This window comes from Bradyrhizobium sp. LeoA1Lang (genome assembly GCF_055413685.1).
In genome coordinates, this window is sequence record NZ_JBVAPG010000018.1 from 67501 (window position 1) to 79367 (window position 11867).

The window sequence follows — 11867 nt, forward strand, 5'->3', positions numbered from 1 at the left end:
GACCAAGAAATATGTCGGCCCCGAAGCCGTCATCAAGGCGCAGATCGCCCAGGTCCAGGCCGACAAGAAGATGTCGGCGAAGGACAAGAAGGAAGCGCTCGCCGATCTCAACGAAGCCCTGAAGTCGCCGCAGCCCGCGGTCGAGAACAAGGGCAATATCGACCTTGTGACGAAATACTACGACAAGCTCGCCGAGGTTCTCGGGGCCAGCGACCAGGAGTGACGGCGGGTGGCGCGATAAGCGCCGCCTGTCATGTAGTCCGTCCAAAGATTTTCGTCATTCCGGGGCGCGCGTAGCGCGAGCCCGGAACCCATTTCGCAATGCACTCCGCGGTTGGATGGATTCCGGGCTCGCGACTTCGTCGCGCCCCGGAATGACAGAAATCGAAAGCCCCGGAGCGTCTCTGGGGCTTTTGCTGTTTCTCGCTGATGGGTCACTTACGTCCGCGTCCGCATCCGCATCATGAAGCTGTCGAAGCTCAATTCGGCGACCTGCATCCAGGCCAGCGATTCGTTGCGGTAGGCCGAAAGGCTTGAATACATCTTCTTGAAGTGCGGGTTGGTCTTGGCGAGATCGGCATAGATCTCGTTCGCGGCGTTGTAGCAGCTTTCCAGCACTTCCTGCGGGAAGGGGCGGAGCTGCGCGCCGGCGACGATCAGCCGTTTGAGCGCCGGCGGGTTGACGGCGTCATATTTGCCGGTGACCCAGGTGAAGCAGTCTTCGGATGCGGCCTCGACCGCGGCCTGATAATGCTTCGGCAGGTTGTTCCACTTCTCGAGATTCATGAGGTTGTGGCCCTGGCCGGTGCCTTCCCACCAACCGGGATAATAATAGAACTTCGCGACCTTCACGAAGCCGAGCTTCTCGTCGTCATAGGGGCCGACCCATTCGGCAGCGTCGATGGTGCCCTTCTCCAGCGCCGGATAGATGTCGCCCCCCGCGATCTGCTGCGGCACGCCGCCAACCTTGGCGATGATGGTGCCGGCAAATCCGCCGACGCGGAATTTGAGGCCCTGAAGGTCCGCCGTTGACTTGATCTCCTTGCGGAACCAGCCGCCCATCTGCGCGCCGGTCGAGCCGGTCGGAACGCTGGTGCAGCCATATTCCTTGAGCAGATCGTTGAGCAGATCCTGTCCACCGCCCCATTGCAGCCAGGAGATGTGCTGGCGCGTGTTGAGGCCGAACGGCAGCGATGTGCCGAAGGTGAAGGCCGGGTTCTTGCCCCAATAGTAATAGAGCGCGGTGTTGCCCATCTCGACCGTGCCGTTCGACACGGCATCGAGAACCTGCAGGCCGGGCACGATTTCGCCGGCGGCGAACGGCTGGATCTGGAATCGGTTGTCGGTGATCTCGGCCACACGCTTGCAGAAAAATTCGCAGCCGCCATAGAGCGTATCGAGCGCTTTCGGCCAACTCGCCGCCAGGCGCCATTTCACTTCCGGCATCGATTGCGCAACCGCGGGCGCAGCAATGGCGCTCGCGGCGAGCGAGATGCCGCCTGCCTTCAAGAACTCACGACGTTTCATTGCGTTTCCCCTCTGCTGGTGTCGATACCTCGACGAGGGACAACGATCTTGAGTGTCGTTTTTGGCTTCGTCGGTGACCGACGCTGGATTGTGGTGATTGGGTTGGCAGGCCTTCAAAAGGCTCTTGTTATCGGAATTCCGAAATTTCCGGTTCCGTCAGCGAGCATGACCGTTCGCCCACCGATAATCAAGCGCAATGCTCTATCGCAGTTGCGAAGCGCGCGCTCAATCTTCAGGCACGCACGCGCTCGGCGCCTGCCTTCGTCCCGCCGAACGCAGCTTCCATCGCCTTGCGCGTCTTGATCGTCTCGTTATTGGTGTCGATCTCGACATCGCTCCAGCGCACCACCGCGCCATGCACGATATTGTTCTTCAGCTTCACGCGATGGGCGAGCCCGATCGGCAAGGCGCCGGCGGCAAGGCTCGCTTGTGCCGGCATCAGCTTGCCCCACACCGTGTAGCCGCCTTCGCCATCGAGCTCTTCGCCCGCACGCAGATCGCGTTTGGCGACTGCGGCGACATCGCCGCGAAAACCATGCGGCTGGCCGGTTGGCTCATTGCGTAATGCTGCCGACAGGACCGAAATGTTCAACTCCAGTCCGATCAGATGGTAGGGCTTGTACATCGCCGCATAGCGGCCGGAGGCGTCGGTCTTCAGCCCGTATTGCTTGAAGCAATCGGCGGCATAATCGTTCGGCGCTTCCAGCACGACATAGACGCCCCAGCGCAGGTCGCGGAAGACGGGACGGCCGTCGCGCTCGATCGACGACACCACTTCCACCACGCCCGACTTCTTCAGCACGCCGCCTTTCTCGCGCGGCCGCAAGATATGCGGGAGATCGTCGACGCCGCATGGCGGAAACAAGAGGCCGTCGGAGGGCACGTCGAGGCCGGTGGCGTTCGCAATCGCTGCCATCTCGATCGCGGATTTGGTGCCGTCGAGGAAGGAGTTGAACATCTGCGGGTTCATGCCGGCGGATTGCGCCTCGCCGGCGGTGAGGCCGTAATGACTCCAGACGCCTTCCGGCGTCACGTCGTGATAGGCCGGCAGATACTTCGTGCCCTTGCCGGCGACGACGACGCGAAAGCCGGTGGCGCGCGCCCAATCGACCATTTCGGCCGTCAGCGCCGGCTGGTCGCCATAGGCGAGCGAATAGACCACGCCGGCCTTGCGGGCTTCTTCCGCAAGCAGCGGGCCCGCCAGCACGTCGGCCTCGACATTGACCATGACGACGTGCTTGCCGGCCGCAATCGCCGCGCGTGCGTGTTTGATGCCGACCGCAGGATTGCCGGTCGCCTCCACCACCACATCGATCGGGCCGCCGGCAATCGCGCGTACGCCGTCATCGGTGAACGTCGTGGCCTTGATCCGATCATCGTCCCAACCGACGGTGCGGCACGCCTCGCGTGCGCGGTCGCGGTCGAGATCGATGATGATGGGCACCTCCAGCCCCGGCGTATGCGGCACCTGCGACAGGAACATCGAGCCGAATTTTCCGGCGCCGATCAGCGCCACGCGAACCGGCTTGCCGGCAGCGGCGCGGGCTTTGAGGAGGTGGTGGAGGTTCATGGCGGGACATCCGATGATCGTTGTTTTCGTCATTCCGGGGCACGCGAAGCGTGAACCCGGAATCCATCGGGCCGCATGCGCGAACGGAGAAATGGATTCCGGGCCCGCGCTTCGCGCGTCCCGGAATGACAGTGTGAGAGACTACTCCGCCGCCTGTCGCGGCGCACGCGCCAGCCGCACCAGCGCGTCGTCCGCGACCGTCTGGATCGGCGTGAAATCGCGATGGGCGATGTATTCCGGCCGCGTCGGGGTGCGGATGTAGTTCGAGACCGCGTTCAGCGTCAGGTAGACGATCTTGCGCGGATAGGGCGTGATGTTGCCGCTCGAGCCGTGCACGAGATTGCCGTGGAACATCAGCATGCCGCCGGGCTTGCCGGTCGGCGCGACAATGCCGCCGTCCTTCACCAGGCGCGTCACGGTCTCCTCGTCCAGCGTCCACAGCGGATAGGAGGTGGTCTGAAGGTCATGGGCGGCCTTGAGGTCGCCGGCGTGGTGGCTCTTCGGCACCAGCATCAAGGGGCCGTTGATCGGCATCACCTCGTCGAGGAAGATCGCGATGTTCATCGCGCGCGGCTCCGGCATGCCGTCGTCGCGCTTCCAGGTGCCGTAATCCTGATGCCATTGCCAGACGTCGCCGGTGAAGGCCGCTTTCGCATTGATCTTGAACTGGTGCATGTAGACCTTCTCGCCGAAGATCTGCTCGATCGGGTCGATCATGCGCGGATGTGCGCCGAGGGCGCCGAAAGCCTCGTTATAGAGATGCGCGGCAAAGGCGGTGCGCGGCGCGCCGCTCTTTTCGCGCCATACCTCGGGGCGGTTGGCGTCGTAGATGTTCATCGCCTCGCGGGCGAGGGAATCTACCTCTTCCTGGCTGAACAATTCGGGCAGGAACAGCCAGCCCTCGCGGTTGAAGAATTCGATCTGCTCTGGCGTCAGTTTCACGGTGCTTCCTCCTTTTGGTTTTCTTTGACGGCGCGCCGATCACGCCGCCACGTCGGTCGCTCTCAGTCTTTCCTCCGTCATCCGGCCTGCCATCTGCGCATGCGCAAGGGCTGCGGTCTCGGCCGCCCTTGCGTTGCCGGCAAGGACATGTGCGGCGATCTGCTCATGCTCGGCCCAGGCGCTCTCGCGATAGTCGAGCTCGGCGAGCACAGTCGCCATCGAGCGGCGCATATGCGCCCATTGCGGAGCGATCATCTCCTCGATCGCGGGATTGCCTGACAGCGCGTAGATCGCGCTGTGGAAGTCGACATCGCGCGCGATCAGTTCTGCGAGCGGCGTGTGCGCGTCGATCGCGCGGCCGGCGGTAAGCGCCGCTTCGAGCCGCCCGCGGCCAGCAGCATCCGTTCTGCTGCGCCCGGCGGCGAGCAGCGCGGCCAGCGCGTCGATCGCGCCGCGGACTTCGTAGAGTTGGCGGATGCGCTGCGGATCGAGCTGGGTCACCTCGAAGCCGCGGCGGCCGCTCTCGGCGACCAATCCCTGCCGGTGCAACAGATGCAGCGCATGCGACACCGGCTGGCGCGACACGCCAAGCTTCTCGGCAAGCTCGTTCTGGGTGATCCGCTGCCCGGGCGGCAGCGTGCGGTCGATGATTGCCTCCAGGATCCGCGCATAGACCTGGTCGATCAGGTTGGGTAGCGGCTCGAGCGGGAGCATACCGGGCGTTTCCTTCGGAATACGGAATTCCGTATTCGGAAAGGCTACCCCCGGCTCTAGATGCAGTCAAGGCGAAACCTGGCTGCCCTCAGCCTAGTTGCTCGGAGGCATCTCGATGTCGAACGCCGCGATCCGCTCCGCATTGGCAACGGCCTCGAACGCCGTGATCCTGTCGCCCGCAATGGTGAACTGCAGCACGATCCGCAATTGCCCGTCGAGAATGACCGCCAGCGCCGGGGCGCCATCGACCAGTGCCGGCTTTGCAGCCTGCGCCCGTCCCTTGAAGGTCTCGGCAACCGCCGTCGCGCCGCGGATTTCCGCCAGCGATCCCAATCGCTGCGCTGCAGCGTCGGCGCGGAACACGACACCGGGATCGAGCACTGCGAGCAGGCCTTCGAAATCGCCGTCGCGCGAGGCCGCAAGGAATGCCTCGACGATCCGGCGCTGCCGCGGCGCATCGCCATCGGTGGCCTCGCGGGAGCCCTGCACGCGGCGCCGGGCACGGCTTGCAAGCTGGCGCGCCGCCGCCGGCGTGCGGCCGACGATCGGCGCGATCTCCTCGAAGGGGACGGCGAACATGTCGTGCAGCACGAAAGCGAGCCGCTCGGCCGGCGCGCGCGCATCCAGCACCACCAGCAGCGCCGCGCCGACGGAATCGGCCATCTCGGCGTCGCGCTCATGCATATCGTGCGCGGCCGGCTCGGGCACATGCGGGCCCATCGGGTCCTCGCGGCGCGCCTTGCGCGCGCGCAGCATGTCGAGGCAGACACGGGCGATCACGGTGGTCAGCCAGCCTCCCAGATTTTCGACCGCGGAGGCATCGGTGCGGCTCAGCCGCAGCCAGGTCTCCTGCACGGCGTCGTCGACCTCGCTCGCTGAGCCGAGCATGCGGTAGGCCACTGCGCGGAGATGGGCCCGGTTGGTCTCGAATTGCGCGGCCAGAAAATTTTTCTCGTCCGTCGGTCACACTCTCCATCTCGCGTCCGTCATGGCCATGACGAAGCAAATCCGGCCGGTGTGACAGCAAATCGGCTGGACTGCGATGGTCATTCCCGAGGCCATGAAGACGATGCAGACGCTCAGCAACCTGCCGCACGGCAGCCTGCCCGAGAAACTGCTCGAACTCGTGCACCTGCGCGCCAGCCAGATCAACGGCTGCAGCGTCTGCGTCGACATGCATCCGAAACTCGCGAAGAGGGCTGGGGAAACGGACGAGCGGCTGTTCTGCGTCGCTGCCTGGCGCGATGCGCCCTATTTCACCGACGCCGAGCGCGCCGCGCTAGCGCTGACGGAATCGCTGACCCGGCTTAGCGATCGCGAGGAGGGGGTGCCGGATGCGATCTGGCGTGAGGCCGACAAGCATTTCAACGAAAAGGAGTTGGCGTCCCTGATCCTTGCGATCGCCGTCATCAACGTCTGGAATCGCCTCAACGTCGCCGTCCGCCAGCCGGTCGGCGCGTGGAAGATCTGATCGAGGGACGCCTCCCGCCTCTTTCCCTTGGAGAGAGGCCGTCTGAACATTGCATCGGTCGGTGTCGAGCTTCTCCGAAGCCTCCTCACCGGCCGCATCGCCTCTTCCTGAATTCATTATTGAGCACTTAAGGCCTGCACAGAAAAAGCCCGCCAATCCCGGTGACGCTGAAAACGACACCCAATCCAAGTCTCTGGAACTGTGCTACATTCGGCGAAGTCTGATCGGACGCTTGGGTTGGCCAAGTCGGCTGGTTATGTCTCGATCGGCCCTGTTTCCCATTCTCGCGTCATCCCGTTCTTACTTTGAAGATTCCGCCTGTCATGTCAGAGCGCCGATTAATGCTGCAACCGACAATCAGAAACCGAATCCTTGGCATTGCCATGGGGCTGATCGTGCTGATGGCCATCATCTCGGTGTTGTCGACGGTGATGGCAAGGAGGATCGCCCACCAACTCGATGAGCTGACGACGAAATATGTTGAGGCTTACGGTCATCTGGCGCGGATGAATGTCCGTTCGCTCGAGCAGGCATTGGCTCTCCGCAGGATGGTGATCGCAAGCATGCAATCGCCACCGGACCAGGCTGCAGTGGCCGAGCAGCAGAAAGTCTACGAGGCGAAGGGCCTGGAAGTCGATCAGGAAGCGAAGACCGCGCGTGGCCTCGTCAACGCGATCATCGCGGATCTTTCCACCGAATCCGACAACGCGAGGCTGGGCCGGATCGACGATCGAATTGAGACGCTGAATAGCGACCTTCGCCGCTATCTGGGTGAGGAGCACAAACGGCTGCTGCCGTTGCTCGAAGCCGGCAATCTTGCCGAAGTCAATGCCAGTCTTGCTCGCACCGAAGCCCTGCGCAATGAACTCAACCAGAGAGTGGATGAGGTTCGCGGGGAGATGCTGGCGCAGGTGCGCGCCGACGCCGCGGTGACGATGAAGGATCAGCAAAGGTCGATTTTGGCCTCCGTCATTCTGACGGCACTTGCCGCGATACTGGGCCTGCTCTTTTCGTTCTTCGTAAGCACCGGCATCACGCGGCCGGTCAGGCGCTTGCTGGAAGGGACCCGCGCGGTCGAAGCCGGCCGGCTCGATGGCACGATCGACGTCACGACCCGGGACGAGATCGGCCAACTGACGACGGCGTTCAACAACATGGTCGAGCAATTGCGCCACAAGGAGCGGATGCGCGAGACCTTCGGCAGATACATCGACCCGCGAGTCGTGGAGGGGCTGATTGAGAGACAATCATTGACCGCGACCGACGGTCAGCGCCGTATCATGACCGTGCTGTTCTGCGACATGAAGGGCTTTACCAGCCTCAGCGAGGGAATGACGCCGCAGGGATTGGTCAAAGTGATGAATCACTATCTCTCGACGATGTCGGGCCCGATCCGCAGCCATCACGGGATCATCGACAAATATATCGGCGATGCGATCATGGCCTATTGGGGCCCGCCATTCAACGAGGATGGCGAACAAGCGCGGCTTGCCTGCCTTGCCGCCATCGACATGGCCGATCGCGGTACGGCTTTGCGGACGGAATTGCCCGAGCTGCTTGGCGTGCGGTCGGTACCGAGTGAATGCGACGTTCGCATCGGGGTTGCGACCGGCGAGGTGCTGGTGGGAAGCATCGGCTCGGAATTCATGATGAGCTACACCGTCATGGGCGACGCGGTGAACCTTGCCTCGCGCCTGGAGGGCGTGAACAAGATATACGGAAGCCATGCCCTGGTTTCCGAAGCGACCGTGAAAGCGGCCGCCGATGCGATCGAGTTTCGCGAGGTCGATCGGCTGGTCGTCGTTGGCCAGACGCGGCCGGTTACGGTGTTCGAGATCATCGGGCGCAAGGGCGAGCTGAGCCCGGCGCAATTGGCATTGTTGAAGCGATATTCCGACGGACTTGCCGCTTATCGCGCCCGACATTGGGACGACGCGCTCCAGGCCTTCAAGGAAGCACTTGAAGCGGTTCCCGCCGACGGGCCATCCATGACCTTTGTCAAACGCATCGACGGCTTCAAGATAAATCCGCCCACCGACGATTGGGATGGCTCATGGTATCTCGATCACAAGTGATGCGCCTCTCCACTCGTCATTGCGAGCCACCGGGTCGGCGCGCAGCGCCGCCCGATGACAGGCTCCGCGAAGCAATGCATGTCTCAGCGACCCGAGAAATGGATTGCTTCGCTGCGCTCGCAATGACGTGGCGGCGGCGGAGATGAGCGGCAGTCACTCCGCCAGAAAATCCAGCACGGTCTCGCAATAGCGCTGCGGGGCCTGCTCGAACATCGGATGCGTCGTGCCCGGGATCATCTCGGTGCGCGAACCCTTCACATGGGCCGCCAGCGTGTGCAGCACTTTCGGCAGCGCGCCTCTGGTGTTGGCGCCGCCGATGAACAGGGTCGGCGTCTGGATCGCTTCGGCGTCCGCCTTCGAGAACGGCGGACGCTTGTCGCGCGTCTGGCCAATCAGCGTCGTCGCGTTGTCGCGCAACGGTTCTTTCACCGCCGCCGGCAACCGCTTCCAGGCGCCGGGGCCTTCCAGCGCGTCGATGAAGATCTGCAGCCCGCCATCGATGTCGCCCTTGGCGATGATTTCGGCGGAGGCGGCGATCCGCGCCGCCAGCGGCGAGGGGCCCGGCTTGAACTCGGGATCGAGCGTTTCATCCAGTTCGCCACCGGGCTCGGCCAGGATCAGTTTGCGCAACAGATCCGGCCGCCGCTGCGCGACGCGGAAGGAGACGTGTCCGCCGCGCGAGTGGCCCATCAGGTCGACCGGCTTCGGCTCGATCTGCTCGATGAAGGCGATGACGTCTTCGACGTGCTGGGCAATCGAATAGGTGTCGCCGACACCGTCCCAGCGGTCGGGGAAGAAGTGCCGCAGGCTGACCGCGATCACGCGGTGCTTGCGCGACAGAAGTCCCAGCGTCGCCGACCAGATGCGGAAATCGCAGAGCGAGCCGTGCACGCACACCAGTGGCGGCCCTTCGCCCACCTCGAGATAGGCCATGTCGTATCCGTTGACGCGAAGGGTTTGCATGCAGGGGCTCGTGGAGGCTGAAGGGACGGCCCATGATTCCATGGAACGCAGGCGCTGCCCATGCCCGAAAACGCAGGGCGGAAGTCTCGCTTTTTCAAGTGGATGCCGCCGATCCGGTATTGCCGATACCTCGGGTTCCGGCCAGGATTCGGGTGGTTAGCAATATTCGCCAAGCCTAGATTCCGCGACAAGGATCAAGCTCCTACATGGAGCCAAGCGGATATGGAGCAAGCCATGACCGACCAGCATTTCGCGATCTTCGACACCGTGATCGGCGCTTGCGGCGTAGTGTGGGGCGAGCGCGGCATCACCGGCGTGCAATTGCCGATGGGGAGCGAGGAAAAGACCCGCCAGCGCATCCAGCAGCGGAGCGGCGAGGTGATGGAAGCCGCGCCGCCCGCGGACGTGAGACGCGCGATCGAGGCCATGACCGAACTGCTCGAGGGCAAGCCGAACGACCTTGCCGAGGTCGTGCTCGACCTTGACGGCGTGCCGGCGTTCAACCGCGGCGTCTATGACATCGCGCGCAGGATCCCGCCGGGCAAGACCATGACCTATGGCGAGATCGCCAAGCAGCTTGGCGGCGTCGAACTGTCGCGCGACGTCGGCCAGGCGCTCGGCCGCAACCCGTGCCCAATCGTCGTGCCCTGCCATCGCGTGCTCGCGGCCGGCGACAAGCCCGGCGGCTTCTCGGCGAATGGTGGCGTGGTGACGAAGCTGAAGATGCTTGAGATCGAGGGCGCCATCGTCAACCACACGCCGAGCTTGTTTGATTGAGCAAATCGCAGGGTGGGCAAAGCACAGCGTGCCCACCATCACGGCGGAGTCTCTAACGGTGGGCACGCTGCGCTTTGCCCACCCTACGCGGCTAAGCGAGCGTCTCGCACCTAAACCCGTCGCCTCTGCGCCGGATCTTGCCGATCGAGGGCGAGGGGAAATGCGCGGTGCAGCAGAGCGTGTCGGTGTCGCAATAGCGCTCCAGGAAACTGCGCCGCGTCCGCGCCGCCTGCGCCTGGTCGACATCGAACTTCGCCGACAGTTCCGGATAGTGCGTCTGCAGCGGCGAGTGCATGAGATCGCCGGAGAACACGGCGTCGTCCTTGCCGCGCCCAAGGGTGAAGGCGACATGGCCCGGCGTGTGTCCGGGCGTCGGCAGGATGCGTGCGTGGTCGCCGATCGCAAAATCGTGGCTCACGACCGCCTCGCGCTTTGACTCCACGATCGGCAGCACGCTGTCGACGAAGGCCGGCACCTCGCTTTTTTCGTTTTGCGCGGTCCAGTGGTCGAACTCGCCCTTGGCAAAGACGTAGCGCGCTTTTGGAAACGTTGGCACCCAGCGGCCGTTTTCCAATCGCGTGTTCCAGCCGACATGGTCGACATGCAGATGCGTGCACATCACATAGTCGATGTCTTCGACCGAGAACCCGGCCGCGGCGAGGCCGCGCATATAGGTGTCGTCGGTCTTCATGTTCCATTTCGGACGCTGCGGGCGCGGCTTGTCGTTGCCGATGCAGCTATCGATCAGGATGGTGTGATGCGGCGTCTTCACGACATAGGACTGGAAGCACAGCAGCAGCACGTCGCTATCATCGAGCGCCTTGGCCTCGCGCATCCAGGCCCGGTTCTCGGCCAGCACTTCCGGCGTCAAGCCGGGCAGCATCTCCAGGGCCGGCAGGAATGCCGTCTCCTGCTCGATGATGCGGTGGATGGTGATATCTCCGATCGAGAAGGTGAGGCTCATGGCAGACTCCGCTTCAGGCTGGAGGCACCGAGATCTTGACTGACGGCCGCTCCAGCATCTTCTGGTTGAACGCATCGAGCTTCGGATGGGCCTTGCGCCAGCCGCAGTCGGGGAAGCGGAGGTCGGCATAGCCGAGCACGCAAACCAGTCCGATCTGTGCGATGTTGAACGGCCCGGAAAGCACATCCTCCCGCCGCTCGAACCGCGCCATGCCGGCCCAGGCCCGGTTCCAATGGTCGTCATACCAAGCCTGCCACTGCGAGCCCTGCGGCCGCACCATCTTTTCGTAACGGCACAACAGCATGGAATCGAGCATGCCCTGCAGCAGCGAGTGATCGGTCTTCGCCTTCCAGCGCGCCGGTCCGGACGAGGGAATCAATTTGCCGCCGCCGGCGAGATCGTCGAGATATTCGACAATGACGTAGGAATCGAGGATGACGTCGCCGTCATCGAGGATCAGCACCGGGAGTTTCTTCAGCGGGTTGATATCGCGCGTATAGGCATCATTCGCGGTGCCTGGCGCGACCGTGGTGGGGACCAGTTCGATCTTGTCGATCAGCCCGGTCTCGATCGCAGCGATGCGCACCTTGCGGGCAAACGGCGAGGCGGGCGAGAAAGTAAGCTTCATGGGATGCCCCTTGGGTCGTAGGGTGGGCAAAGCGAAGCGTGCCCACCATTAGCAATTCTGCTCGTGATGGTGGGCACGCTTCGCTTTGCCCACCCTCATATGGGGCTTCGTGAGTCAAGGCTCTCAACGAACAGGGTTGGGTTGGGTTTTTGCGGTGAGAGGGCGGCGCGCGGAGCCATGCGTAGCGCAGCGCGACGACCGGGCCCCGGGCGAGGATTGGCTTCCGAAGATTTCTG

The 11867-nt window shown here is 63.5% G+C and carries 12 protein-coding genes (1 of these 12 running past the window's edge); 4 read left to right on the forward strand and 8 right to left on the reverse strand.

Annotation, left to right across the window (positions count from 1 at the left end; all coding sequences use genetic code 11):
• Positions 1–223 carry the end of a hypothetical protein gene (locus ACZYOF_RS09370; protein ID WP_165421389.1) on the forward strand. Its footprint begins 392 nt before the window's first position, so 223 of the gene's 615 nt are visible here — the last part of the coding sequence; the start codon falls outside the window, past its left edge; the stop codon is at positions 221–223.
• Between the two features lie 215 nt (positions 224–438).
• Here the strand turns inward: ACZYOF_RS09370 and ACZYOF_RS09375 are convergent, their stop codons facing one another.
• The 5 genes from ACZYOF_RS09375 to ACZYOF_RS09395 all read right to left on the reverse strand — a co-directional run bounded on the left by ACZYOF_RS09375 (position 439) and on the right by ACZYOF_RS09395 (position 5695).
• Positions 439–1527, reverse strand: coding sequence for a TRAP transporter substrate-binding protein (locus ACZYOF_RS09375; RefSeq protein ID WP_463715560.1), 1089 nt, complete (start codon positions 1525–1527; stop codon positions 439–441).
• 232 nt (positions 1528–1759) lie between these two features.
• Positions 1760–3097, reverse strand: a complete 1338-nt coding sequence (locus ACZYOF_RS09380) for an NAD(P)H-dependent oxidoreductase (RefSeq protein ID WP_463715561.1) — start codon at positions 3095–3097, stop codon at positions 1760–1762.
• A 141-nt stretch (positions 3098–3238) separates the two neighbouring features.
• Complete coding sequence (locus ACZYOF_RS09385) at positions 3239–4039, reverse strand: phytanoyl-CoA dioxygenase family protein (protein ID WP_463715562.1); 801 nt, start codon at positions 4037–4039, stop codon at positions 3239–3241.
• A 39-nt stretch (positions 4040–4078) separates the two neighbouring features.
• Positions 4079–4753, reverse strand: coding sequence for a GntR family transcriptional regulator (locus tag ACZYOF_RS09390; RefSeq protein ID WP_463715563.1), 675 nt, complete (start codon positions 4751–4753; stop codon positions 4079–4081).
• A gap of 93 nt (positions 4754–4846) precedes the next feature.
• Positions 4847–5695, reverse strand: coding sequence for a sigma-70 family RNA polymerase sigma factor (locus tag ACZYOF_RS09395; RefSeq protein ID WP_463715572.1), 849 nt, complete (start codon positions 5693–5695; stop codon positions 4847–4849).
• Between the two features lie 100 nt (positions 5696–5795).
• Between ACZYOF_RS09395 and ACZYOF_RS09400 the strand changes: the two genes are divergently transcribed.
• Both ACZYOF_RS09400 and ACZYOF_RS09405 read left to right on the forward strand, forming a co-directional pair.
• Complete coding sequence (locus tag ACZYOF_RS09400) at positions 5796–6224, forward strand: carboxymuconolactone decarboxylase family protein (protein ID WP_463715564.1); 429 nt, start codon at positions 5796–5798, stop codon at positions 6222–6224.
• A gap of 341 nt (positions 6225–6565) precedes the next feature.
• Positions 6566–8299, forward strand: a complete 1734-nt coding sequence (locus ACZYOF_RS09405) for an adenylate/guanylate cyclase domain-containing protein (RefSeq protein ID WP_463715565.1) — start codon at positions 6566–6568, stop codon at positions 8297–8299.
• Positions 8300–8452: 153 nt separating this feature from the next.
• Here ACZYOF_RS09405 and ACZYOF_RS09410 read toward each other — a convergent pair whose 3' ends face one another.
• On the reverse strand, positions 8453–9262 hold the full coding sequence (locus ACZYOF_RS09410) for an alpha/beta fold hydrolase (RefSeq protein WP_463715566.1): 810 nt from the start codon (positions 9260–9262) through the stop codon (positions 8453–8455).
• Positions 9263–9496: 234 nt separating this feature from the next.
• Here ACZYOF_RS09410 and ACZYOF_RS09415 point away from each other — a divergent pair, with 234 nt between their 5' ends.
• Positions 9497–10039 (forward strand): methylated-DNA--[protein]-cysteine S-methyltransferase, encoded by a 543-nt coding sequence (locus ACZYOF_RS09415; RefSeq protein WP_463715567.1) that lies wholly within the window; start codon positions 9497–9499, stop codon positions 10037–10039.
• A gap of 91 nt (positions 10040–10130) precedes the next feature.
• On the opposite strand, the gene ACZYOF_RS09420 is transcribed toward ACZYOF_RS09415, so the two are convergent.
• Both ACZYOF_RS09420 and ACZYOF_RS09425 read right to left on the reverse strand, forming a co-directional pair.
• Positions 10131–11003, reverse strand: coding sequence for an MBL fold metallo-hydrolase (locus ACZYOF_RS09420; RefSeq protein WP_463715568.1), 873 nt, complete (start codon positions 11001–11003; stop codon positions 10131–10133).
• Positions 11004–11016: 13 nt separating this feature from the next.
• Positions 11017–11631 (reverse strand): glutathione S-transferase family protein, encoded by a 615-nt coding sequence (locus ACZYOF_RS09425; RefSeq protein WP_463715569.1) that lies wholly within the window; start codon positions 11629–11631, stop codon positions 11017–11019.
• Positions 11632–11867 lie beyond the last annotated feature (236 nt).

Coding starts and splice junctions, on each gene's coding strand:
- ACZYOF_RS09375 (WP_463715560.1), bottom strand. CDS start 1,527: ATGAAACGTCGTGAGTTCTTGAAGGCAGGCGGCATCTCGCTCGCCGCG.
- ACZYOF_RS09380 (WP_463715561.1), bottom strand. CDS start 3,097: ATGAACCTCCACCACCTCCTCAAAGCCCGCGCCGCTGCCGGCAAGCCG.
- ACZYOF_RS09390 (WP_463715563.1), bottom strand. CDS start 4,753: ATGCTCCCGCTCGAGCCGCTACCCAACCTGATCGACCAGGTCTATGCG.
- ACZYOF_RS09400 (WP_463715564.1), top strand. CDS start 5,796: ATGGTCATTCCCGAGGCCATGAAGACGATGCAGACGCTCAGCAACCTG.
- ACZYOF_RS09405 (WP_463715565.1), top strand. CDS start 6,566: ATGCTGCAACCGACAATCAGAAACCGAATCCTTGGCATTGCCATGGGG.
- ACZYOF_RS09410 (WP_463715566.1), bottom strand. CDS start 9,262: ATGCAAACCCTTCGCGTCAACGGATACGACATGGCCTATCTCGAGGTG.
- ACZYOF_RS09415 (WP_463715567.1), top strand. CDS start 9,497: ATGACCGACCAGCATTTCGCGATCTTCGACACCGTGATCGGCGCTTGC.
- ACZYOF_RS09420 (WP_463715568.1), bottom strand. CDS start 11,003: ATGAGCCTCACCTTCTCGATCGGAGATATCACCATCCACCGCATCATC.
- ACZYOF_RS09425 (WP_463715569.1), bottom strand. CDS start 11,631: ATGAAGCTTACTTTCTCGCCCGCCTCGCCGTTTGCCCGCAAGGTGCGC.